The 22,976-nt window shown below is 69.6% G+C and carries 18 protein-coding genes; 9 read left to right on the top strand and 9 right to left on the bottom strand.

Going from position 1 to position 22,976, the window contains the following annotated elements:
* Positions 1-94: 94 nt before the first annotated feature.
* A complete protein-coding gene (locus tag QH470_RS23745; RefSeq protein WP_280274569.1) occupies positions 95-1,300 on the top strand; it encodes an acyltransferase family protein in 1,206 nt (401 codons plus the stop codon).
* Positions 1,301-1,304: 4 nt separating this feature from the next.
* Here QH470_RS23745 and QH470_RS23740 read toward each other — a convergent pair whose 3' ends face one another.
* The 4 genes from QH470_RS23740 to QH470_RS23725 all read right to left on the bottom strand — a co-directional run bounded on the left by QH470_RS23740 (position 1,305) and on the right by QH470_RS23725 (position 7,538).
* Entirely contained in the window at positions 1,305-5,618 is a 4,314-nt protein-coding gene (locus tag QH470_RS23740) for an alpha-(1->3)-arabinofuranosyltransferase (RefSeq protein WP_280274568.1), read from the bottom strand.
* Complete coding sequence (locus tag QH470_RS23735; RefSeq protein WP_187685788.1) at positions 5,599-5,769, bottom strand: DUF2613 domain-containing protein; 171 nt, start codon at positions 5,767-5,769, stop codon at positions 5,599-5,601. The genes QH470_RS23740 and QH470_RS23735 overlap by 20 nt, the downstream gene beginning before the upstream one ends.
* Before the next feature lie 91 nt (positions 5,770-5,860).
* Positions 5,861-6,952 (bottom strand): isochorismate synthase, encoded by a 1,092-nt coding sequence (locus QH470_RS23730; RefSeq protein WP_280274567.1) that lies wholly within the window; start codon positions 6,950-6,952, stop codon positions 5,861-5,863.
* A 100-nt stretch (positions 6,953-7,052) separates the two neighbouring features.
* Positions 7,053-7,538 carry a universal stress protein gene (locus QH470_RS23725; RefSeq protein ID WP_280274566.1) on the bottom strand — a complete coding sequence of 162 codons (486 nt, stop codon included), beginning with the start codon at positions 7,536-7,538 and terminating at the stop codon, positions 7,053-7,055.
* A 423-nt stretch (positions 7,539-7,961) separates the two neighbouring features.
* On the opposite strand from QH470_RS23725, the gene QH470_RS23720 reads away from it, so the two are divergent.
* From QH470_RS23720 to QH470_RS23710, 3 genes are all read left to right on the top strand, one after another.
* Entirely contained in the window at positions 7,962-8,408 is a 447-nt protein-coding gene (locus QH470_RS23720; protein WP_187685785.1) for a hypothetical protein, read from the top strand.
* Between the two features lie 5 nt (positions 8,409-8,413).
* Positions 8,414-9,751, top strand: a complete 1,338-nt coding sequence (locus tag QH470_RS23715; protein ID WP_280274565.1) for an ADP-ribosylglycohydrolase family protein — start codon at positions 8,414-8,416, stop codon at positions 9,749-9,751.
* 93 nt (positions 9,752-9,844) lie between these two features.
* Positions 9,845-10,294, top strand: a complete 450-nt coding sequence (locus QH470_RS23710) for a hypothetical protein (protein WP_280274564.1) — start codon at positions 9,845-9,847, stop codon at positions 10,292-10,294.
* Positions 10,295-10,310: 16 nt separating this feature from the next.
* Here the strand turns inward: QH470_RS23710 and QH470_RS23705 are convergent, their stop codons facing one another.
* Together QH470_RS23705 and QH470_RS23700 are read right to left on the bottom strand one after the other, a co-directional pair.
* Entirely contained in the window at positions 10,311-10,835 is a 525-nt protein-coding gene (locus QH470_RS23705; RefSeq protein WP_280274563.1) for a GNAT family N-acetyltransferase, read from the bottom strand.
* 129 nt (positions 10,836-10,964) lie between these two features.
* Positions 10,965-12,299, bottom strand: coding sequence for an acetyl-CoA C-acetyltransferase (locus QH470_RS23700; protein WP_280274562.1), 1,335 nt, complete (start codon positions 12,297-12,299; stop codon positions 10,965-10,967).
* Positions 12,300-12,524: 225 nt separating this feature from the next.
* Between QH470_RS23700 and QH470_RS23695 the strand changes: the two genes are divergently transcribed.
* Positions 12,525-13,886 carry a 3-oxoacyl-ACP reductase gene (locus QH470_RS23695; RefSeq protein WP_280274561.1) on the top strand — a complete coding sequence of 454 codons (1,362 nt, stop codon included), beginning with the start codon at positions 12,525-12,527 and terminating at the stop codon, positions 13,884-13,886.
* A gap of 10 nt (positions 13,887-13,896) precedes the next feature.
* The gene (locus QH470_RS23690; RefSeq protein WP_280274560.1) at positions 13,897-14,763 is read left to right on the top strand and encodes a MaoC family dehydratase; all 867 of its coding nucleotides are present in this window, start codon (positions 13,897-13,899) and stop codon (positions 14,761-14,763) included.
* Positions 14,764-14,885: 122 nt separating this feature from the next.
* Here QH470_RS23690 and QH470_RS23685 read toward each other — a convergent pair whose 3' ends face one another.
* Positions 14,886-15,485 (bottom strand): TetR/AcrR family transcriptional regulator, encoded by a 600-nt coding sequence (locus QH470_RS23685; protein ID WP_187685781.1) that lies wholly within the window; start codon positions 15,483-15,485, stop codon positions 14,886-14,888.
* Between the two features lie 85 nt (positions 15,486-15,570).
* Entirely contained in the window at positions 15,571-16,725 is a 1,155-nt protein-coding gene (locus QH470_RS23680; RefSeq protein ID WP_280274559.1) for a glycoside hydrolase family 3 N-terminal domain-containing protein, read from the bottom strand.
* Between the two features lie 244 nt (positions 16,726-16,969).
* Between QH470_RS23680 and QH470_RS23675 the strand changes: the two genes are divergently transcribed.
* Both QH470_RS23675 and QH470_RS23670 read left to right on the top strand, forming a co-directional pair.
* Entirely contained in the window at positions 16,970-18,232 is a 1,263-nt protein-coding gene (locus QH470_RS23675; RefSeq protein WP_280274558.1) for a hypothetical protein, read from the top strand.
* Position 18,233: 1 nt separating this feature from the next.
* The gene (locus QH470_RS23670) at positions 18,234-19,562 is read left to right on the top strand and encodes a lipase family protein (protein ID WP_280274557.1); all 1,329 of its coding nucleotides are present in this window, start codon (positions 18,234-18,236) and stop codon (positions 19,560-19,562) included.
* Between the two features lie 54 nt (positions 19,563-19,616).
* Here the strand turns inward: QH470_RS23670 and gnd are convergent, their stop codons facing one another.
* Complete coding sequence (gene gnd, locus QH470_RS23665; protein ID WP_280274573.1) at positions 19,617-20,645, bottom strand: phosphogluconate dehydrogenase (NAD(+)-dependent, decarboxylating); 1,029 nt, start codon at positions 20,643-20,645, stop codon at positions 19,617-19,619.
* A 1,099-nt stretch (positions 20,646-21,744) separates the two neighbouring features.
* On the opposite strand from gnd, the gene QH470_RS23660 reads away from it, so the two are divergent.
* The gene (locus QH470_RS23660) at positions 21,745-22,725 is read left to right on the top strand and encodes a hypothetical protein (RefSeq protein WP_280274556.1); all 981 of its coding nucleotides are present in this window, start codon (positions 21,745-21,747) and stop codon (positions 22,723-22,725) included.
* Positions 22,726-22,976: the final 251 nt, after the last annotated feature.

Here is a 22,976-nt window from a genome sequence, read left to right as displayed (position 1 = left end):
TCCGGTCCGTTCGCCTGCCGAGCTGAGGCCCGAAATTTGGTGAATCCTACGGCGGAATATCGCCGCGTGCGCGGAGGCGGCAGACTGGAGCCCGATGAGCACGTCCGTGACACCGCATACCGGGTCTCCTGCCGTCGACTCCCCGGCGGCATCGGCATCGGAGGCGCCTGCGGCCGCACACGATTCGCCCGCGGGACGCCGGACGTTCGTGCCCGCCCTCGAGGGAATGCGCGGGCTGGCGGCGCTCGGCGTGGTGCTCACCCATGTCGCCTTCCAGACCGGGGCGACGGGCATGCCCGTGCTCGGCCGGGTGTGGGGCCGGTTCGACATGGCGGTGGCTGTGTTCTTCGGGCTGTCCGGATTTCTGCTGTGGCGCCCGCACGCCGCGGCCGCGCGCGGGCTCGGGACGGCTCCGTCCGCGCGTCGCTATCTCCTGCATCGCGCGGCTCGCATTCTGCCCGCGTACTGGGTGGTGGTGTGCGCGGTGCTGATCCTGCTGCCGTCGGCGGCGCATTCGGCCGGGTGGCGGGTGTGGGGCGCGAATCTCGCACTGCTGCAAGTCTTCGTGCCGCTGACGCTGACCGACGGGCTGACCCAGATGTGGAGTCTCTCGGTAGAGGTGGCCTTCTATCTGGTGCTCCCGATCCTGGCGTTCGCGGTGCTGCGATTGCGAGGGCCGTTGGCGCACTGGCGAATACCCGTGGTGCTGGCGCTGGGAGTGCTGAGTCTGGGATGGAACTTCCTTCCCGTGCCCACACCCGACGCCATCCACTCCGACAATTGGCTGCCCGGCTACCTGCCGTGGTTCGTGGTCGGGATGCTGCTGGCGGAGCTGGTCGAGGGCGGTGCCGGGCGGCCGTCGGCGGCGAGGTGGCGGCGGATCACCGGAAACCGCTGGGTCATGTGGACATCGGCGCTGATCGCCTTCGTCTTGTCGGCCACCGATCTGGCCGGGCCGGAGGGGCTGGAACGCGGTGCGCCGTGGCAGTACGCGATGAAGATGGGGTTGGGCGCGATCGTCGGATTCGGGCTGCTGGCGCCGCTGGTCCTGGGCGGTCGGCCGCATCGCCTGCTGGAGAGCCGGGTGGCGGCCACGATCGGACGCTGGTCCTACGGCATTTTCATCTGGCATCTGGCGGTGCTCGCCATGGTGTTCCCGATCTTCGGTTTCATCCCCTTCCAGCGCAGTTTCCTGCATGTACTCGCGTTGACCGTCGCCTTCACGCTGCCGCTGGCGGCCGCCAGTTACGCCTTGATCGAGGAGCCTGTCCGGCACTGGGTGAAGCAGCGCTTCGGGTGATCGCTCAGTCGCGACGGCGCGGGGGGAGTGCGGCGATACCGACCGCGACGACCGCGGCCAGCGCGGGTAGCTGGACCCAGACCGAACCGCCCAGATAGCCCTCGGGCGAGCGCCAGGGACCGGTGGACAGTGCCGCCATCGACAGCATCGTCCCGGCGCCCGCGACGCCGACCAGTACGCGAGGCATGATCCCGCTCGCGAATCGTCCGGCGACGAGACCGGCTGCGGCCAAGGCGATTCCGATCGGACCCGCGATCACCACCGCCGCCGCGGTCAGCGCGACCATGCCCGGCACCCGGCCCTGCCATGGACGCGGCGGCCGATCGGCGGCCTCGGGCGTCGCGCCACGACCGCGCCACGGAACCGCCAGCGCCAGTAGCGGGAGCAGTAATAGCAGCCCACCGAAGATGGCGAGGCGGTACCAGCGGTCGGTGGGGAACTCGACGGTGACCGCGCCGCGCGCATCCGGCGGCACCAGCCAGGCCTGTTCCCACCCATCCGCCACGACCGGCCGCAGACTGTGCCCATCGGCGGTATGCGCGCGCCAGCCCACATTCGAACTCAACGGAAGAACCAGCAGTCGAGTACCGGGCGCAGCCGAAACCGCCTGCGGCACGGCATCACTCCGATTCAGCCGCAATTCGTCGACCGAGAACAGATCGGTAGGAGCAACAGCCACGTCCACCCGCCCGCCGGGGAGGGCGACATCACCCGAGTCCGACGAGGTATCCCCTTCCCGGACAAGGTCTCCGACGCCACCCGGATCCGTCGAGCGGTGGTCCTCCGTCGCGGAATCATCCCCCCGGACCGGCTCGGCGTTGTCCACAGCGCATACCTGGGCAGGGACCGGGGCGCCGGAGCGGAGTTCGTCGGCGGTGGCGGTGACGGTGGTGTGGAGGATTTTGCCCGCTACCGCCAGGGTTGGGCCGTGGGCGCAGTCGACGGTGACGGGGCGGTCGGGCGGGGCGGGCGGGGGGTAGTCCGGGCCGAGTACGGAGATTTCGGCGAGGCCCGGGGGTTGCTGCTGGGTGAAGCCGAGGGCGTTGCGGTCCAGTACCGACTTCCAGGTGTCGATGCTGACTTCGATGCGGTCGGTGACCCGAGGGTGCAGGGTCAGTGTCGCGGGCGTGCCGGGCTCGGTGTCGTCGGAGATCTCGCGAACCTGCGGTCCGTCACCGAGATTCACCGCGACCGAGGTCGGGGGAGCGGGCAGCGCGCCGAGCGACGGCGTCACCTCGAGACCCGTCACCAGCTCGGGTCGCGGTAGCTCGAGGGTGAGCGTCGGTTTCGGTCCGGCGGGGTTGCGGACCGTCTCCTCGGGCGCCGTCCAACTGGTGCGCACATCGCCGTCGGTGGCCGCGAACGCGGAACCACGCAGGTCGCCGACGTCGGCCTGGCCGCGGGCGATCGGGCGGTCCGGATCGGTCAGCAGCGCCTCCAGCGCCGGGCCCTGCCGGGTGCGGACGGTCAGTTGCGGCGTCACATTCGTCGGCGCCGCAACGTCGAGCGTGCGCTGGAAGGCCCCCGGTTCCTCCGCGGACAGCGCCAGCCCCTTGCTGCACCGCACCCGGTCGGGCGCGTCGAAACACCCACTGCGACCGGGGAATTCCTGTCCGAGCGACCATCCCGCGACCGGCGCGCCCACCGGTGTGGGCGGCAGCACGGTGCGGTGCCGGATGTCGACGGGCACCGGCACATCCGGATCGGAGTAGTCGGTGAGCCCGAACTCGCTGATGCCGAACTGCCCACCGGCCGTACCGCCCTCGGTGCGGGTCGCCATGATGCGCAGCCAGTCGGTGCGCCCCGGCGGCAGCGAAACGGACACGGGCACACCGGGTTCGGAGATGCGTGCCGCGACGGTCCCGTTGTTGGTGCGCACCTCGATCCACTTCACCGGATCCCCGATCGCGGCCCGAGTGGTGGTCACCTGGAGCGACCCGGAGCGGATCGGTCGGTCGAGATCGAGCCGAAGCCATTGCCCCACAGCGTGTTCGGCGCTGTTGCTCAGCCAGGCCGTGGATGTGTCGCCGTCGACCGCCGCCGCGGTGGAACTGCCGGGCGCGGCGCCACCGAGCTGAGTGGCGTCGGCGGCGGAACTGGAGGCGGTGACGGTCGCCCCCGACCACTCGCCCACCACCGGGGCGGCGCCGGGCACCGGATAGTCCGGCACCAGGTTGTGGGTGCGCCGCGCGTCGGTGGGCGCGCGCAGCGCCGAGTCGTGGTTGTCGACGCGGCCGAAGTCGGCCTCCCGGTCCATCGGGGTATCGGTGACCGTCACCGCACCACCGGACAAACCGGCCCGCGCGGCGTCCGACGCCAGCAACGCGGGAACCCGCGGCTCACCGCGGCGCAGTCGCTCCAGCGCTTCGGGGCCGCCCTGCACGATGGGCACCGAATCCAGCGGCACGCTGTACGCGCCCGGAAACGCCGGGGGCGCACCGGGTCCGCTGCGCACCTCCGCGGGCGTCCCGGGCCGCGCGGCCTCGACCCGGTAGATCTCGACAGCCGGATACGCCGGTCGCAGATCGCCGTCGGCGACCAGCCCGTCCCCGTGCCCGATCTCGATGTCGCTGCCGAACTCGGCCACCTTGGTGAGACCGGGCGAGTGCTCGACGGCCTGGTGCGCGAGCATCGGCCGGGTCGACCGCGAGGTCTCGGGGTCGAGATCGTTGCGCAGCACCACGACTCCGATGCCCTGCGCGAGCAACGTCGGCGCCAGCCCCGCCGACGGACGGCCGTCGGCGATCAGGCGCTGCACCGAATCCATCGCCCGGATCGCTCCCGGCGGCGTGAGCGGCACCGCGTCACGCACCGCCCACGGCGTCCGCGCGAGCGCCTGCAACGGTTCGTCGCGGGTCAGTCCCCAGATCTGGCTGCCGAACGGCGCGCCCGGAACGACCAGCGCCCGGGTGTCGGAGGCGTTGTGCGCCAGCCATTCCGACGTCTGCCGCCAGTACGGCGGGACCTCGTCGTAGGCGCCGCGCGGCGCGAGCTTGCTGGTCCAGGCCAGCGAGGTGGACAGTGCCAGCGCGGTCAGGATCAGCGCCGCCACCGCGACCAGCCGGTCCCGCTCCGGATGCGCGAAGGCCCGCCGCCACACCGGCATCGGCACCGACGCGGGCAACGGCACCCGCCGCAGCAGGTGCGCGATCCCGATTACCAGCGGTATCCGGATCAGCGGCTCCAGCTTGTGCACATTGCGCAGCGGCGCCCCGCCGGAATCGAGGAAGATCCGCACCTGCTCGGCGAACGGACCGCCGATCTCGCCCACGTATCCGGCGCAGATCCCGACCAGTCCGACGATCAGGATCAGCGCGAACCGCCCCCGATACGGCATCGACCGCAGCGCCAGCCCGGCCAGTCCCGCCGCGGCCAGTAGTCCGGTCGCCAGCACGGCCGCCGGTTGGGTGACCAGCACCGCTCCGGCGATGCGTTCCGGGGAGACGAATGGCGTCCAGCTGTCGGTGCCGCGCAACACTTCACCGAGCGAGGCCCACTGCGTCGTCACGCCGGACGATTCGATGTAGTCGAGGAACGGCGGGCTCACCCGGCCGAGCAGCAGCAGCGGCACCACCCACCAGAACGTGGCGAGCACCAACAGCGGAATCCACGCCCGGGTGAAGCGCCACCAGCCGCGATCCGGCCGATACGACAGCCACCACAGCGCCGCCGGCAGGAACGCGGCCGCCGTCGCCACCGCGTTCACCGCCCCCATCAGTGCCAGCGCCAGCGCACTGCCCGCGGGCGAGAGAGCGCCGCGCCGCCGCATCCCTCGAACCGTTCCGAGCGCGCAGGGCGCGAGCAGTACCCACGGCGCCAGCATCATCGGCAGCGTCTCGGAGGAGATCGATCCGAGCGTCGTCAGCACCCGCGGTGACAGCGCGAACGCCAGCGCCGCCACCACCCGCGAGCCCCGGGAACCGATGCCCAGCACCTCGCACAGCCGCACGATGCCCCAGAATCCGGCCAGAATCAGCAGCGCCCACCAGATTCGCTGCGTCACCCAGGCCGGTAATCCGAGTATGTGCCCGAGCGAGAAGAAGGCGCCGTGCGGGAAGAAGTACCCGTAGGCCTGATTCTGCACCTGCCCCATCGGGGCCTGGCTGCTCCACAGGTGCGCGGCGCGCGCCAGGAAACCCAGCGGATTCTGGGCGAGATCGTATTTGGTGTCCGCGACGGTCCGGCCGGGCGCCTGCAGAAAGGTCAGCAGGAACGCGACGACGACCGTACCGGCGAACCAGCGCCGGCCCAGCGGCGCGGCGCGGTCGGGATCGGCGGCTAGGGGAACGGTCGGCGACTCAGCGAGAGCCGTACTCAACGTTGTTCAGCAGCGACGACGACGCATCACCGCTGCGATCGACCTCGGGCCGCGAGTTCTGCTGTGCCGCCATGGTGATGACGAATACCGCGACCAGCCCGAGCAGCGCTCCGGCGACGGCGCTCACGGCACCAGGGACGGCAAACTTCATCGCGGGACTCCCATACATCGACGCAGGCGTATTCCGAGTCAACCTACAACATGAATCAGCGAACGGGGCGGGTGCGGCCCCGAACGATGCGTCAGCGGTCCGGCAGCGCGCAGCGCAGCCCGCCGAGCAGGGTGCGGAGCTTGGCGGTGGTCTCGTCCAGTTCGGTGCGCGGATCCGAGGCCGCGACGATGCCGCCGCCGCCGAACGCGCGGACCGTGCGGCCGTCGGCGGACAGTTCGGCGCAGCGGATCGCCACCACCCACTCGCCGTCGCCGCGCGCGTCGCACCAGCCGACCGCGCCGCCGTAGAAGCCGCGGTCCTCCTCGGTCTCGAGGATGGTCTCCATGGCCAGGTCCGTGGGGGTGCCGCAGACCGCGGGCGTCGGATGCAGCAGCGTCGCCAGGTCCAGTGCGGTGGTGCCGGGGTCGCGCAGCCGCCCGCGGATGGGCGTGGCCAGGTGCCAGACCTCACCGGTGCTGATCAGTTCGGGGCCCTCGGGAATGGTCGTTTCGTCGCACACCAGGGCCAGCCGCTCCCGGATCCAGTCGATGACGAAGGCGTGCTCGGCCCGGTTCTTGCTGTCGGACAGCAACTCCCGCGACACCTCGGCATCGGTGTCCGGATCCGAGTGCCGGGGCGCGGTGCCCGCCAGCGGGCGCAGCGTCACGGTGTCGCCGTAGCGGGCCACCAGGACCTCCGGAGTCGCGCCGACGAGGGTCGCCCCCGAGCGACCCGCCGGGGACAGATCCACCGCGAAGACATTGGCGCGCGGATGCCGGGCCAGCAGGTGCCCCGCCACCACCACCGGGTCGAGCCGCGCGTCGGCCTCGGCCAGCAGCGACCGCGCCGCCACCACCTTCCGCAGCGGTTGCGCGGCGTCGGACAACTGCTCGACCAGCTTGGTCACCCGCGCGATATGCTCTGCGGCGCTGGGTATCTCGGTGATCACCTGCACCCGGGGCAGCGCCGGGAGCGCCGCCGGGCGCCAGGGTCCGGCGGTGTGTTCGACATGTTGCGGCTCGCACAGCGCGGCGGCCCGGCGCGGATCGAATGCCAGCGCGCCCACGACCAGTTCGGCGCCCTCGCGCAGGGCGGCGGCCGCTCGACGCGCGTCGTCGAACGCGCGCCGCGTGCCGCTGGTGCGCATCACGCTCCCGGGCCGAGCCAGCAGAAAACCGTCCATGATTCACCGACGATAGCCCGCGGCTCCGGGCCCGGCTCGGGGGAAGCGACGGAGGTCTCACTGTGTTCGCGCGCACCCGGCGGTGGCGTGTGGCAACCCCTCAGTGTGCCTCGGCCGGATCCCGGCCCGGAGGCACCAGCAGGATCGGCCGGTGACAATGCTTGAGCACGGCCTCGGCGACGCTGGAGTGCAGCAGCGCGCGGATCCCGGTGGCGCCGCGGGTGCCCGCCACGATGATGTCGACATTCAATTCGTCGGCGACATCGACGATGGCATTCCAGATCGTCGAGGTGCATTCCGCGGTGCGGGCCTCGGCGTTGAGCCCGGCCAGTTTGGCCAGCCGGACGCCCTCGGAGTTGATGTGCCTGGCATCGACGTAGGCGACGTCTTCGATGTCCTCGTCGGGCATCCACTCCGGCTGCATCACCCCGGACAGGCCCGACAGCCGGGCGGCCTGACGCACCATCGGTTCCCACGCGGTGAGCACCACCGCTCTGGTCGCGGACAGGAACCGGCCCGCATACTCGACGGCCCGCTTGGCATTCTCCGATCCGTCGTAGGCAATGAGCATCGTGTCGCAGGGCATAGCGAACCTCCTGGGTCCCGTGCCTCGGCTGTGTTTGCGAGAGTACCCCGGCCGACCTGTAGAAATGCGGATCTCGCGCCCGCTTGCCAGGCATGCGCCGGAGGCCGGTCCGACGGCCGTCCGCGCCGCGAATGATTGTGCGTGCCGTCACCCGTACCGGCGGGTTGCCGAAATTCGGGTATCCGTAGATGGGCATGCGACCGGTCCGCTAACCACCCGCAGCCCCCGTCGCGACCGAACGGTTTGCGCCGCAAGGGTTTCAGACCGCCCGTTCGCTATTCCGCCTCTACGAAGTCGTATCTGACAATTTGCGAGTGATTCACCGAAACGGCTGCGTACGACGGGACTTTCGGTCTTCACTGGATTATCCCGACGCCGGGCAGCGGCGCGGTGCCGGAAAATCGAAACCGAACGAGGTCGACCTTGCGGTTGGAAGAACTTGCTACTCCCCAGGATTGGGCCCGGGCGTATCGGTCGCTGTTCGGCCTACCGCGGGTGCACGTCACCGTGCCGGGATTCGTGGTGCTTCCGCTGGTCGACTCGATCGCGGCGGTCAATACCCCCGAACCGCTGGGCGCGCTGATCCTCGGTGAGCTGACCGTGCGCGGCATCCCCGGACCGGTGCTGGTGCGCGAACGTCCGCCGCGCCGGACGTTCCTGGCGGTCTTCGATGGGTACCCCTCCCTCGAACATACCGTCCAACTGGAGCGTCACGGCGTGGATATCGGCCCGCATCGCAGCAACGTCATCCTGCCGACCGGTTTCGGGCGGCATACCCACGAGGGTCGCTGGTGGGCGCGTGCGCCGCAGCGCGATGAATCGCTGCCGCTGCTGTCGGAGGTCGTCGCGGCGGTCATCACCATCCTGTGAAAGTCATGGAACCGATCGAATCGGCCTTCTTCGGCCATCCCGAGGGTGACCCGCGCGCCCTGCTGTACTTCGAATGGCTGCAACGGCGCGAATCCGGTTACGCCGTAGCCGATTTCGCGGAAGAGGTGCGCGACCTGACGCATACCGCGCTGCCCAACAGCGCGGCGTGCTGGCGGCTGCTCGACCGCATCGAGGCAGCCCCGCGCGACCCGCGCTGGCCCTACGACGAGATCGCCGAGGACATCGCGGCCGAGCCGATCTCGAGCCCGTCGCAATCGGGCAACCGGCTCTACGACCGCGTTCTCGGCGGCTGGCTGGGCCGCTGCGTGGGCTGCACGCTCGGTAAACCGCTGGAGAACGGGTTCCGGTGGAGTCCGCGGTCGATCCGCGCCTACCTGGAGTGGGCCGACGCCTATCCGCTGACGGACTACGTGCCGGTGCTCAGCCCGATGCCGGACGGCTTCCGGCTACAGCGCAGCTGGCCGGAGTCGACCCGCGGTCGGGTGGACGGCTGCCCGCGCGACGACGACCTCGACTACACCGTGCTCGGCTTGGAGCTGCTGGAGCAGCACGGCACCGGATTCACCGCCGCCGACGTCGCCGCCGAATGGCTGGAACGGCTGCCGTTCCTGCAGACCTACACCGCCGAGCGGGTCGCCTACCGAAACCTGATCGACGGCTGGGTCCCGCCGGCGACCGCCCGGCACCGCAACCCGTACCGGGAATGGACCGGCGCGATGATCCGCGCCGACATCTACGGCTATGTGTGCCCGGAGGATCCGATGCGCGCGGCGACGCTGGCGGCCCGCGATGCCTCCGTCTCGCACACCGGCAACGGCGTCTGGGCGGCGATGTGGGCGGCCGCGCTGATCGCCGCGGCCTTCGGCGCCGCGGATCCGGCGGCCGCGCTGACCGTGGCGCAGCGGGTGATCCCGGAACGGTCGCGGCTCGCGGTGGCGCTGGCGCAGGTGCTGGACGACCATCGCCGCGGCGTCGGCTGGGAGCAGGCGGTGCGGACGATCCACGCCCGGCACGGGCACTACAACTGGGCGCACGCCATCGGCAACTGCTGCCTCGTGAGCGCCGGTTTGCTCTGGGGCGCAGGTGATTTCACCGCGACGGTCGCGCTCACCGTGCAGGGCGGCTGGGACACCGACTCCAACGGCGCGACCGCCGGTTCGGTGGCCGGAGTCCTGCTGGGCGCGGGCGCGATCCCGCGGCACTGGACCGCGCCCCTGCACGATCGGCTGCGCACCGCGGTCTCCGGATACGACGGAGTCAGCATCTCCGCACTGGCCCGCCGCACCTTCGATCTCGCCCGCCAGCAGGTCGCCTGCGGGTGAGGGGGCGTGCGGCTCGTTGACACCTCTTGACAGCTGTGTCAGGCTCGGTCGATCTCGAGACCACATACGGGGGTTGCGGTGAAACTGCTTGCGATGTCGACGTGTGCTGCGGCCGTGGCGATTTCGGTGGGAGCCGCGGTGGTGTTCGGCGCCGGAGCGGCGTCCGCCCGGCCGTTCGGCCCGCTGACCTGCGCCGCCCAGCCCGAGGACAGCCGGATCGTGACGACGTGTGTCAACGACGACGACGCGCCCGGCAATGTGGGCATGCAGGCGCTGTGCACGAATCTCCGTATCTTCTGGCTCGGCTATGTGGCAGAGGCGAATACGACGCAGCAGTTCATCGAGGACTGCGGTCCGGGCGCGCACCCCATCCTGTGGAATGCGCAGGGCTTGCCGGCATGGCAGGCCCAGCAGGAGCAACAGGAACGGCAGCGCCGACAGCAGCAGGACGAGCTGGATCGGTTGCGCGATCGGCAATTGCAGAACCAGGCCTGCCCGCCGGGAACAACTCCCGGAACGATGAACATGGGCCGCCTCTGCTGATCGGCTGTCTCGAAGGTCAGTCGCTCGCAGTGGCGTAGTGAATCCAGTCGAGCCCTTCGGCGTCGATCTCGTCCAGATGCGCCGCGCGCACCAGTCCCAGGCGCTCCGCCACCCGCACCGAGGCGGTGTTCCCGGGCCGGATCCTGGCCACGACGGGCAGCGTGGGCAACCACTGCCGAGCCCACTTCACCACGATCCCGGCGGCTTCCGTGGCGAGCCCGCGTCCCCACGTCTCCGACCCGAACCGATAGAACAGATTCAGCCCCGGCTCCCCCTTGAACCGCGCGGTCCGCAACCCGCAGAACCCGAGCTGCGCCGCTTCCCCCCGATACCGCACCACCCAGTACCCGTACCCGAGCCGTCCCCACTGCTCGTCCCACTGATCGAACAGCCGCAGCGCCTCGTCCCGGTCCGCCACCGTCGATACCCAAGGCTGCGGGTCCCCGCAAATGGCAAGAATGGCTTCGACATCCGCCGCGACGGGCCGCCGGAGTGACAGCCGCGGCGTGATCAGTTCCTCGCCGACGCGAATAGGGCTCACACCGCGACTGTAGAACGCGCCCGCGCTGGCCCTTGCCGACCCGGCACGGCGGCCACCGCTCACCGTCGGCGCACCGCCCGGCCCGGCGGACCGGGCGGCATCACCGATTGTGCTGAGCTACACCGGGATTCAGCGCTCCAGAATCGCCACCACACCCTGGCCGCCGGCGGCACAGATAGAGATCAGGGCCCGGCCGGAGCCCTTCTCGGCGAGTTGCTTGGCGGTCTGGGCGATGATGCGGCCGCCGGTGGCGGCGAAGGGGTGGCCGGCGGCCAGCGAGGAGCCGTTGACGTTGAGCTTCGCGCGGTCGATCGAGCCCAGCGCGCCGTCCAAGCCCAGCCGCTCCTTGCAGTACTGGTCGGACTCCCAGGCCTGCAACGTGGCCAGCACGACCGAGGCGAACGCCTCGTGGATCTCGTAGTAGTCGAAATCCTGCAGGGTCAGGCCGTTGCGGGCGAGCAGGCGCGGCACGGCGTAGGTCGGCGCCATCAGCAGACCGTCCGGACCCCAGACGTAGTCGACCGCGGCGACCTCGCTGTCGACCAGGTAGGCCAGCGGCTTCAGGTTGCGCTCGGCGGCCCACTCCTCGCTGCCCAGCAGCACCGCGGACGCGCCGTCGGTGAGCGGGGTGGAGTTGCCGGCCGTCATGGTCGCGTCGCCGAGCTTGTTGCCGAACACCGGCTTCAGCGTCGCCAGCTTCTCGATGGTTGAGTTCGGGCGCAGGTTGTCGTCGCGGGTCAGGCCGAGGAACGGGGTGACCAGATCATCGAAGAAGCCGCGATCGTAGGCGGCGGCCATGTTGCGGTGCGACAGGTAGGCCAGCTCGTCCTGCGCCTCGCGGGCGACGCCGAACTCCTTGGCGGTGATGGCGGCGTGCTCGCCCATCGACAGCCCGGTGCGCGGTTCGGCGTTGCGCGGGATCTCGATGCCCACCATGCGCGGCCGCAGCCGCCCGACCAGCTTCACGTAGTCGGAGTTCTTCTTGGCGCGGTTCGCGTCGAGCATCCACTCCCGCATGGACTCGCTCACGCCGATCGGCGCGTCGGAGGTGGTGTCGGTGCCGCCGCCGACGCCGGCCTCGATGCGGCCGAGCGCGACCGCGTCACCGACGGTGACGATCGACTGCAGGCCGGTACCGCAGGCCAGCTGCAGGTCGTGAGCCGGAGTGTAGGGGGACAGCTCGCTGCCCAGCACGCTCTCGCGGACCATCCCGTGCTCGCCGACGCGCTTGAGCACCGCGCCGCCGACGACCATCCCGAGCCGCTCGCCCTGCAACCCGAACCGGCTGACCAACCCGTTCAGCGCCGCGGTGAACATATCCTGGTTGGAGGCGTGGGCGTAGCGGCCGTCCGAGCGGGCGAACGGAATGCGGTTACCGCCCAACACCGCGACGGGGCGGGCCTGCTTGCTGGACCGGCTGCTGGTCGATGACGCGGCCTTCGCCGAACGGGCTTTGGTAGTCACTCGAGTCTCCACTGTCTCGTCGGGATGTTCGGGGAATTGTTCGGCGCTCGGGGCGTGGCCGAGAAACTCGGCTCTGCACCGATGCCCCATCGCTCTCGGTTTACTTTAAACTTACTCTGGAGTAAGTTCATTGTCGACACCGTACCCCGTAGATGTGCGCAACAACGCTCGGGGCGGCACGCCGATGCAGACGTCCACATTCGACTCGAGGAAAAGGTAGGAACAGTGGCAGCCAGCAAGAGCAAGGGCGCTCCCAACCTGTACGGATCGTTCGTTCACTCGGCCCCCGGCGCGTTCCTGGCGAGCAAGCTGGGGCTGCCCAAACCGGAGAATCTGCGCCGCTACACCCCGGGCGAGCCGGCCCTGCCCGGCCCGGTGCTGTTGGGCGGCAAGGGCCGCGTCGCCGACGCGACACGCACCCTGTTGCCGGATTACACCTTCGTCGATTCCCTCACCCCGGGCGTGAAGTTCGGCGCCCTGGTCTTCGACGCCACCGCGCTCGCCTCCGTCGAGGAGCTCGAGCAGCTGTACCAGTTCTTCCAGCCGGCCATGCGGTCGATCGCGCCCTCGGGCCGCATCCTCGTCGTCGGCACCACCCCGGAGCTGACCTCCGGCGTCGAGGAGCAGATCGCGCAGCGCGCCCTCGAGGGCTTCACCCGCAGCGTCGGCAAGGAGCTGCTGCGCGGCGCCACCGCGAACCTGGTCTACCTGCACCCGGAGGCCGCTTCTGCCGCCACCGGCCTGGAGTCCACGCTGCGGTTCATCCTGTCGGGCCGCTCGGCGTTCGTCGACGGCCAGGTGTTCCGGGTCGGCAAGGAAGACAGCGCCGTCTCCTCGGTCGACTGGGACAAGCCGCTGGACGGCAAGGTCGCCCTGGTCACCGGCGCGGCGCGGGGTATCGGCGCCACCATCGCCGAGGTCTTCGCCCGCGACGGCGCCCAGGTGATCGTCGCCGACATCCCGGCCGCCGGCGAGGCGCTGTCGGAGACGGCCAACAAGGTCGGTGGCACCGCGCTGGCGGTCGACGTCACCGCTGCCGACGCCGCCGACAAGATCGCCGAGCTGGCCGCCGAGCGCTTCGGCCGCCTCGACATCGTGGTGCACAACGCCGGCATCACCCGCGACAAGCTGCTCGCCAACATGGATGAGGGCCGCTGGAACGCGGTGCTCAACGTGAATCTGGCCGCCCCGCACCGGATCACCGAGGCGCTGGTGTCCAAGGGAGTGCTGAAGGAAGGCGCCCGGGTCATCGACATCTCCTCGATCGCGGGCATCGCGGGCAACCGCGGCCAGACCAACTACGGCGCCTCCAAGGCCGGTGTCATCGGCATGGTGAACGCCGAGGCCCCGAAGCTGGCCGAGAAGGGCATCACCATCAACGCGGTCGCCCCCGGTTTCATCGAGACCGCCATGACCGCCGCCATCCCGCTGGGCACCCGCGAGGCGGGCCGGCTGATGAGTTCGCTGTCGCAGGGCGGCCAGACCGTCGATGTCGCCGAGACCATCGCCTACTTCGCCGGCCCGGCCTCGAACGCGGTGACCGGCAACGTGGTCCGGGTCTGCGGCCAGAGCCTCATCGGCGCCTGATCGGAGCATCATGACCCAGACCATTTCGCTGACCGAGCCGCCGAAGACCGGCAACCTCTACATGAAGGCCGCGCTCGGGGCCGTGCCGCTGCCGCTGGTCTCCGGCCGCAAGTCCGAGATCCCGGACCGCGCCATCGAATTGAACGGTGTCACGGTCGATGTCGACAACCTGGCCGCGTACTGCCACGCGACCGGGCAGCGCTTCGGCGACTCGCTGCCGCTGACCTACCCGTTCGTGCTCACCTTCCCCGTGGTGATGCAACTGGTGGTCGCCCGCGACTTCCCCTTCGTCGCGGTGGGCGCGGTGCACGCGGAGAACGTCATCGAACGCACCCGCGAGATCTCGGTGAGCGAGCCGCTGGACATCCACGCCCACGTGGAGAATCTGCGCGAGCACCCGAAGGGCCTGCTGGTCGACGCGATCAGCGAGATCCGGGTGGGCCGGGAGCTGGTGTGGCGACAGGTGACCACCTTCCTGCACCAGCAGCGGACATCGCTGTCCGGCGGCCCGAAGCCCGAGCCCAAACCGGAGGAGGCGCCCCCGCCGCCGCTGCGCGCGCTGCGCGTGGATCAGGCGCTGATCCATCGGTACGCCGCGGCGTCGGGCGATCGCAACCCGATCCACATGTCCGCGTTGAGCGCCAAGGCGTTCGGATTCCCGCGCTCGATCGCACACGGAATGTGGTCGGCCGCCGCCATTCTCGGGGTCATCGAGGGCCGCGTCCCCGCGCAGGCCACCTACTCGGTGAAGTTCGGCAAGCCGGTGCTGTTGCCCGCCACGATCAACGCCTACGCCGACCAGGTGGAGGGCGGCTGGGACCTGTCGCTGAAACACCCGAAGAAGGGCTACCCGCACCTGACGGCTACGCTGCGCTGAATCAATCTTCGGTCTCGTCGGGGGACCGAGCGGAGCGGCCGCACGTCTTCTCGGCCGCCGCCGATCGAGTCGCAAGGGGGATTCGATCGGCGGCGAGTACCGAGAAGATGTGCGGCTCTTCGCTATTCGGCCTTCTTCCGGCCCGCCAGGCCGCGCCAGGCCAGATCGTCGAGCAGGTCGACGGCCTCGGCGACCGCGACCTCACCGTCGGCGATCCGATCGGCGATGGCCTCACCGGCGCCGATCACCGCGACCGCCACGATGTCGAAATTGGTGCCGGGCTCGGCGTATTTGGCGCTGGACTCGAGCAGTTTGCCCGTCAGTTCGATGACCCGCTCGCGGCTGTTGGCGATCTCGGAGGCGAACGGCTGCTGCCCCAGCGCCTGCCGGTACAGCACCTGCCAGGACAGCCGATTGTTGTCCACGTAGGACAGGAAGGCCTCGAGCCCGGCGCGCAACTGCTCGTGCGGGGTCAGTTTGGGGTTGCCCGCCACCGCGACCGCTTCGATGAACCGGACGCTCTCGCGGGCGATGCAGGCCCGGAACAGCTCGTCCTTGGAGCCGTAGTACAGATAGAGCATCGGCTTGGAGATCTTGGCCTCGGCGGCGATGGCATCCATCGAGGTATCGTGATACCCCTTGCGCGAGAACACCTCTACGGCGGCGTCCAGCATCTGCTGTTCACGAACCGCCCGAGGAAGCCGTTTCGTACCGCCTGCCATTCGCTCTCCTAGACCATGATGAAACCCCTATCTTACTCCAAGGTAAGTTCCATGCGAGACAATTGCCGATGATTCGCGGCTCCGGTCAGCAGTGCATCGGGATGCCCTTGAAGCGGGCCATCCGCAGCACCGAGTCGTCGACCTGCTTCATCGGCAGCCGGCCGGCCCGGACCTCCTGCTCGAGCCGGTCCAGCACCGTGGTGACCGCGTCGGAACTGATCCACAGCGCGTTGTCGGCGCCGGCCTCGAGTGCGGCGGCGACCGCGTCCTCGATGCCCATCCGGCTGGTGATCGCGGCCATGCCGCTCAGGTCGTCGGTGAAGATCGGGCCGTCGAACGGCGCGGCCCCGTAACCGGCGCCCTGCCGCAGCAGCGCCATCACCTGCGGGCTGATGCTGGCCGGGGTGCCGTCGGTGGTCAGGCCCGGCACATCGAGATGCCCGACCATCACCCCGGCGCCCGAACCGATCAGGTTGCGGAACGGCACCAGGTCCACCTGCTGCAACTGCTCCAGCGGCGGCGTGCGCACCGCGCCGGTGTGGGAGTCGCCCGAACCCGAGCCGTGGCCGGGGAAGTGCTTCATCACCGCGCCCAGTCCGGCGTCGTGCATGGCGCGGATGTACGCGTCGGCGTAGCGGGTGACCACCTCGGGGTCGTCGGAGAAGGAGCGGTCGCCGATGACGCTGTCGTCGGGCTGGCTCGACACGTCGACATCGGGTGCGAAGTCGACGGTGATGCCGAGATCCTTCATGGCCCGGCCCCGGGCGGCGCTCTGTGTGTAGAACTCGTCGGCGGACATCGTCTGCGCGCTGGCCCGGGCAGACGGCGCCGGACCGATGAGGTTGCTCAGCCGTGACACCCGGCCGCCCTCCTCATCGATGGTCACCATCAGCGGAGTGCGCGCGGCGGCCTCGACGCGGTCGATCTGCTTTTCGCTCAGCAGCGCCTGATCGGTCCAGCTGCCGAGGAATACGCCGCCGATCTGCTCGGTGCGTACCAGGGCCTCCGCGTCGGCGAGGCCGTTCACGCCCACGGTCAGCAGCTGTGCCAGCTTCTGCCGGGTGGTGTACTGCGCGAGAAAGCCTGCGGTGCAATCGGGTTGCGTGCCGGTGGCGGCCGTGGTCGGGCTCGGTGGCGCGCCGGTGGCGCTGGAGGTTTCGGCGGTCGTGCTGCTGCCGCCGGAGCAAGCGGTCAGGGTGACCGCGAATACCGCGAGAACGATCCCGGGAACGGTGCGCATGGGAGTTGACGGTAGCCGTCCGCGCGGCGCCGGGACAGTCCGGTCCCGGCGAGATATCTGTCGGTCGACCGGTTATTGGTAGCCTCACCGAAAAGCGCGGGTCGGCTACCCGGTCGACGGCGGCCTCGGCGCGCCACGTTCGCGAAATCGTCGAGAACTGGTATCGACACAGGGCAGCTGATCGACGGCTAGGGCTTTCGACGTCATTTCCGACTCACGGCACAAGCGGAAGGCTGAAACAACGATGCGTATCGGCGCAAAGGTGCGCGGCGCGGGACTGGCTCTCGCGGCACTGGTAGGACTCGGCCTGGTCGCGGCGGGCCCGGCGACGGCGAGCGACGTGGATCGATACCTCGATCTACCGCTGGTCAACCGGGACGCGGCGCAGAGTCCGGGCGGTGTGAATCCCGAACTCCCTTACGATCACGCGGAATTGGGCCGGCTGCTCGACCAGGCCCGCGCGGAAGGGGTGGCGCCCACCCGATACGCCGCCCTGCTCTACCAGTACTGGCTGGTGGACGCGACCGGCAAGGCCGGAATCGATCTGGCGTCGTGGAACCCGCGCGCGGGCGTACAGGCCAACCGCGACAACCTGATCAAGTCCTATCGCTATTACGAGAATTTGCAGCTGGATCACCGTGAATTGCAATGGGCCGGAATGGGCGGCCAGGTGGGCGCCGATTTCGGCGGCGGGCTGGTCGATTTCGAGTTGATGGGCAGCGTGTACGACCTGCCCGGCATCGCCGACGCCGCGCACGCCGTCCTCGGCGCCGTGCAGCAGGCCGCGGGCCCGCAGGCGGTCGAGTTGCTGCCGGAGGGGCTGAAGGCGCTCGCCCTCGCCGCGCCGCAGATCGCCCCGGAGGACCTGCACTGGATCCTCGGGATGATCCTGGTGATGCAGAAGAACATCTTCTCCGACCTGATGCCGATGCACGACGCGTACGTCACCGGGGGCCTGCCGGCGTTGGCGGAGTTCCAGGACGCCGGCCTGTTCGGCGCGGACATCATGACCGCGTGGCGCGATGTCGCCTCGGGTGACCACGACCGGATCGCCGCGGGCAACGGCACGCTGCTGCGCCGCGAACAGCAGTGGGCGATCGGTGATCAGTGGGACCAGGTCCGCAACTACAAGGGCCCGGTCGGCGAGGCCATCACCTACCTCAGCGGCGCCGTCGGGTCGCCCTCGGTCGCCGGTGTGGTGCCGCCGCGCGAATTCCGGCCGGTGCGTATCCCGTTCACCGCCGCCGACGGCCGGGCCATGGAACTGACCATGCCGCTGCCGGACTGGAACTGGTCGGTGCTGGACGCCCGCTGGGACTACATCACCACCGAACTGCTGCCGAAGTACAAATGGCAGGTCGAGAACAATTGGCCCGCATTGGAAGCCACCCTGCGCACGCCCTACGAGGTGCAACTGGAGTCGCATCGGCCGCTGCTGAACATCCCGCAGCTGCTGACCTCGGCCGTGCAGGAGCTGAAGATCACCCCGGCCGGACAGGAGAACTGAGATGCGTCTGCGGACTCTCGCCGCGGCGAGCGCGGCGTTCGCGATGGTGTGCGCGGGTGCGGCAACCGTTGCCGCCGAACCGGTTCCGCCACGGACACCAGGCCTGGACCAGGTCTTCAACGGCTACGTCGTCGGCGCGCTGACCGGCGCCACCCCGGGCTCGCCGCAGGAGATCTTCCAGGGGCTGCTGGCCAACGACCCGTTCTATCAGGAACCACCGCTGACCGGCGCCGAGAAGCCGGGCGACATCCTGAAGGCCAAGAAGGTCGACGTCCTGTTCACGGGCCTGAAACCGGCCAACCTGGACGCCTGGAAGCTGATGTACGTCAGCACCGAACTCGACGGCGTGACCCCGAGCATCAGCACCGGAATCCTGATGATCCCGCGCGACGGCAAGCCCGCCGCGGAACGGAAGCTGGTCTCCTATCAGGAGGCCAACGACAGCGTGGGCGCCGGCTGCCACCCCAGCACGCAGTGGACCGGCGGCGATCCGGGCGACGGGGCGTCCTGGTCCGCGCTCGGCCCGCTGGCGCTGATGTTCGGCAAGGGGCTGGCGGTGATGATCTCCGACGTCGGCAACGACGCCGATCCGCGTCCGCACGGGGTGTTCGCGGGCAAGTACGCCGCGCACACCCAGCTCGACGGCGCCCGTGCCGCACTGGGTTTCACCGAAGCGGGCTTGGATCCCCGTGCCCAGATGGCGCTGTTCGGTATCGCGGGCGGCGGGGTCGGGGCGGGATTCGCCGCCGAACTGCAACCGACCTACGCGCCGGAGCTGAACGTGAAATCGACTGTGCTGGAAGGCATGGTCGTGAATCAGCGCAACTTCATGCGCGTCGCCGACGGGTCGATCGGCTCGGGTTTCGGCTTCGCCACGCTGCTCGGGCTGGAGCCGAAATACCCGGAGATGGCCCTGGATTCGAAGCTGAACCCGGTCGGTCGCGGGGTGGCGGACATCTTCCGGAAGCAGTGCCAGGACATCTATTTCGGGATGCCGTTCATTCCGCTGAACACCATGTTCAACTCCGGGCTGAATCCCGCCGATGAACCGGCGTTCCAGCACGTGTTCGACGACAACGAACTCGGCCGGGCCGGGGCGCCGACGTCGAAGGTGCTGATCGCCTCCTGCGCCAAGGACGACTCGTTCATGTCGCTGGTCCCGGCCGCCGACTCCCGCAGGCTCGCCGACACCTATCGCGAGCAGGGCACCGACGTCACCTACCAGCCGACCGACTGCAGCATGGTCAAAATGCTCACCGACCTCTACGGCTGGGGCACCGACCTGTTCGGTATGCAGACGGTCGACTGGCTGGAAAGCACCTTCGACTGACCCCGGACACAGTTGTGGCCCCCGACCTGTGCTGGTCGGGGGCCACTCGTGTCTCTACTTACCCGGCAGCTCGTTGTGCCCGCCGAATGCCTTGCGCATGGCCGACAGCACCTTGTCGGAGTACAGCGCCTCGCCGCGCGAGGAGAAGCGCTGATACAGCGCCGCCGACAGCACCGGCGCGGGCACGCCCTCGTCGATCGCGGCGTGGATGGTCCAGCGGCCCTCGCCCGAGTCGGAGACCCGGCCGCCGAACGTGCTCAGCTCGGGATCGGCGTGCAGGGCCGCGGCCGTCAGGTCCAGCAGCCAGGACGCCACGACCGAGCCGCGCCGCCACACCTCGGTAACCTCGGCCACGTCGATGTCGTACTGGTAGTGCTCCGGATTCTCGAGCGGCGTCTCCTCGGCGGAGTGCTCGTCGGCGATCTTCTTGCCGATATTGGCCTTGTGCAGGATGTTCATGCCCTCGGCGTAGGCCTGCATGGCGCCGTACTCGATGCCGTTGTGCACCATCTTCACGAAATGACCCGCGCCGGCCGGGCCGCAGTGCAGGTAGCCCTGCTCGGCCGGGGACGGCTCGCCGGTGCGGCCCGGGGTGCGCTCGGCGGCGTCCACGCCGGGCGCGATCGCCCGCAGCAGCGGCTCGACGTGCTTTACCGTCTCGGCCTCGCCGCCGATCATCAGGCAGTAGCCGCGCTCCAGGCCCCACACGCCGCCGGAGGTGCCGATGTCGAGGTAGTGAATGCCCTTGGGAGCCAGTTCCTTCGCCCGCGCGATGTCCTCGTGGTACCGGCTGTTGCCGCCGTCGATGATGATGTCGCCCGGGTCGAGCAGCTCCGCCACCTGGTCGATCACCGCGCCGGTGGCGCCGGCCGGGATCATCACCCAGACGATGCGCGGCTTCTCCAGCAGCGCGACGAAGGTCTTGTAATCGGTGGTACCGGTGAAGCTCTCGCCGAGTTCGGCGGTGAACTCCTTGATCTGGTCCTCGTGGCGCGAATAACCCACAGCGGTGTGGCCGTCGCGGACGATGCGCCGCACGATGTTGGCGCCCATCCGGCCGAGCCCGATCATTCCAAGCTGCATACTCATCTCCTCGAGTCGTCCGAGCTCCGGCAGGTCCGAGCTCTGCTGGCAGTGCCTGGCAGCCGCTGTCCGCGACCCTACGTGGTGACGCGGGCGGTCGCCCGCACCGCGGGCCGTCTCGATTGTCCTAGGTGGACCGTTCGGAAATTTCTCCGCCCTCCGTGTAACGCTCCCCGCGCGGCACCGATATTCAGGACGGCTCCGCGCTGTTGCCAGACCCCCGACCCGGCAACCGCGCGGGGCCTTTCTTTTGTCGCGGGTTGGCCGCCTGGGGGCTGGGTGGTCTCGTGGTCGGATGGGGGCGCTGTGCTGGACGGATGACTAGGTCTTGCTGATGCGCATCGGCTGCGGCGGTGTGGGGGCTGTGGACTACTCGAGGTTCTGGCAACTGATCCGTGGCTCGCTGAGGGGTCGACTGGTTGGAGTGTGGTGACCGTGATCGGAGACTGGGCGTTATGGATCCGGAGGTCATGTCGCTCGTCGTGTCGAATGGCACGTCGCTGGTCGTGCTGATCTTGCCGATGACGGGGCCGGTAAGTCGGGGTGCCCTGTGCAGTAAATTTCTGTTGCCGTGAGTAGGTCTACGTGGTGATGGTGTCAGGGTGCGCCGCATGGTGCCCTCGTATTGCGTGCGGTGCTCCTTCGGCCGCTGCGGCCGCGGGGTGTCGTCGGCAGCCGTCCACGTTCGCGTCAGCGGGTCTGGTGTCCGTATTGTGTATCGGCCCAGCATTTTTCGGACGTTACCGCTGCGACCGCACGTCATCGGTGTAATTCGCCGCGGTGGTTTCCCGCATAGCTGCGGCTGAGTGTTTCACGCGCGATGCCATCACCGGTTCGCGTGTCCGGTGCGGACGCAACGCTTTTCGTGGACGACCACCGGGTATCCGGTGCGCGTACCACCTGTCTGCGGCCAAACGTGCTGCCGCATGGCACTATTCGCGGTACTACAGCCCGCTGGGGGGCGGACTGTGGCTCCTGTGTGCTCGATCACATGGATTTGCGTTAACGCGATGCGGCATGGATACGATCAGCCGCGCACGTGGCCATCCCGGCTGCGGGGGGCCGTCGAGTAGACAACTGATGAGGGTGGTGGGACGACGTGCAAGGTCGGCATCGGAAGTTCAACAGCACGACGACGAGGCGCGTGGTGCTGCCCGCGATCGGCGTGATTCCCCTGGCCTTGGCCGTCGCCTGCTCCAGCTCCACCGACGAGGCCGTCAAGTCGACGACCGGCGCGGCGACCTCCACCACCGGCACACCGTCCGGCCAGCCCACCGCCCCCAAGCTCCCCGACACCGCGATCCCGCCCACCCGCGGCGAACAGGTGAAGCCGGACCGCCCCGCCCCGAGCACCTCGCAACCCGGTGTGGCGCCACGCGGCTCCGACAACCTGGTCTCCCCGCGCCCCGGCCAGGCGCAGCCCGGCGTCACCACACCGGTCCTGCCCGCCCCGCCGCCCGCCGCCCCCAACGCGCCGGATTACGTTGTCCCCCCGAACTTCCGGGCGATCCCGCAACCATCCAAGCCCGCCCCCGGCGTGAACTGGCAGGGCCTGCACGCCCCCACCCCCGTCGAGCCGGTCGCCCCCATCGCCCCGCCGCCCCGCACCCTCCGCGTCGGTGACTTCACCTCACCGGCCCCCGCCGAACTGCCCGACGATGTCCTGAACACGGTCAACACCACGGCCGCGGTCACCGAGGCAAACATCGCCACCGGCCTGAACTCCGTAGGCATCAACGCCAGCCGCTCCGACAAGATCGCCGGCGGCACCCTGGCAGGCGCCGCAGCAGGCGCAGCCGCCGCAGGCATCCCCGCCGCAGTAGTCGGCGCCGTCCCGGGCGCCGCGATCGGCGCAGTAGTCGGCGGCGTCATCGGCGGCGTCGCAGGCACCGCCGCAGGCGTAGTCTTGGTCCCCGGCGTAGGCGAAGTAGCCGGCCTCCCCCTCGGCATAGCCGCAGGCGCCGGCATAGGCGCAGTAGTAGGCGGCGCCGTCGGCGCTGCGGCCCTCGGCGTCCCCGCCGCCGTAGCCGGCGGCATCGTAGGCGGCGCAGTAGGCGGCGCAGTCGGCTCCGGGGTCTAAACCCTTCACCCCCAACAACTCCAAGCCCGATAGCACTCGGTATGCCGCCCGCTATCGGGCCGAGTTGTTCTCAATCAGGAGATGCGCCTCCTCACACGGCAAACCCTCGGGGTTGAGTCCAGCAGGATGGTGTACGACCGGACGCCAGCAAAGTCTGTGTGTGTCGTAGCCGGGTAGAGGGTGGTCACCGCGTGATCCTTCAAAAGACCGCCAAGTCACTTGAAGGAAAGAAAGTTCACGCGATGACCTCT

This window comes from Nocardia wallacei (assembly GCF_029868745.1).
In the GTDB taxonomy this organism is placed as follows: Bacteria; Actinomycetota; Actinomycetes; order Mycobacteriales; family Mycobacteriaceae; genus Nocardia; species Nocardia wallacei_B.
Note: the sequence above shows the minus strand (reverse complement) of the source record. Positions and strands in the feature narration are given on the sequence as shown.

Excerpts from the sequence above, each read along its gene's own strand:
- QH470_RS23730 (WP_280274567.1), bottom strand. The coding sequence starts at position 6,952 with ATGGACGGTTTTCTGCTGGCTCGGCCCGGGAGCGTGATGCGCACCAGC.
- QH470_RS23675 (WP_280274558.1), top strand. The coding sequence starts at position 16,970 with ATGCGTATCGGCGCAAAGGTGCGCGGCGCGGGACTGGCTCTCGCGGCA.
- QH470_RS23690 (WP_280274560.1), top strand. The coding sequence starts at position 13,897 with ATGACCCAGACCATTTCGCTGACCGAGCCGCCGAAGACCGGCAACCTC.
- QH470_RS23680 (WP_280274559.1), bottom strand. The coding sequence starts at position 16,725 with ATGCGCACCGTTCCCGGGATCGTTCTCGCGGTATTCGCGGTCACCCTG.
- QH470_RS23725 (WP_280274566.1), bottom strand. The coding sequence starts at position 7,538 with ATGCCCTGCGACACGATGCTCATTGCCTACGACGGATCGGAGAATGCC.
- QH470_RS23670 (WP_280274557.1), top strand. The coding sequence starts at position 18,234 with ATGCGTCTGCGGACTCTCGCCGCGGCGAGCGCGGCGTTCGCGATGGTG.
- QH470_RS23685 (WP_187685781.1), bottom strand. The coding sequence starts at position 15,485 with ATGGCAGGCGGTACGAAACGGCTTCCTCGGGCGGTTCGTGAACAGCAG.
- QH470_RS23745 (WP_280274569.1), top strand. The coding sequence starts at position 95 with ATGAGCACGTCCGTGACACCGCATACCGGGTCTCCTGCCGTCGACTCC.
- QH470_RS23715 (WP_280274565.1), top strand. The coding sequence starts at position 8,414 with ATGGAACCGATCGAATCGGCCTTCTTCGGCCATCCCGAGGGTGACCCG.
- QH470_RS23710 (WP_280274564.1), top strand. The coding sequence starts at position 9,845 with ATGTCGACGTGTGCTGCGGCCGTGGCGATTTCGGTGGGAGCCGCGGTG.
- gnd (WP_280274573.1), bottom strand. The coding sequence starts at position 20,645 with ATGCAGCTTGGAATGATCGGGCTCGGCCGGATGGGCGCCAACATCGTG.
- QH470_RS23735 (WP_187685788.1), bottom strand. The coding sequence starts at position 5,769 with ATGAAGTTTGCCGTCCCTGGTGCCGTGAGCGCCGTCGCCGGAGCGCTG.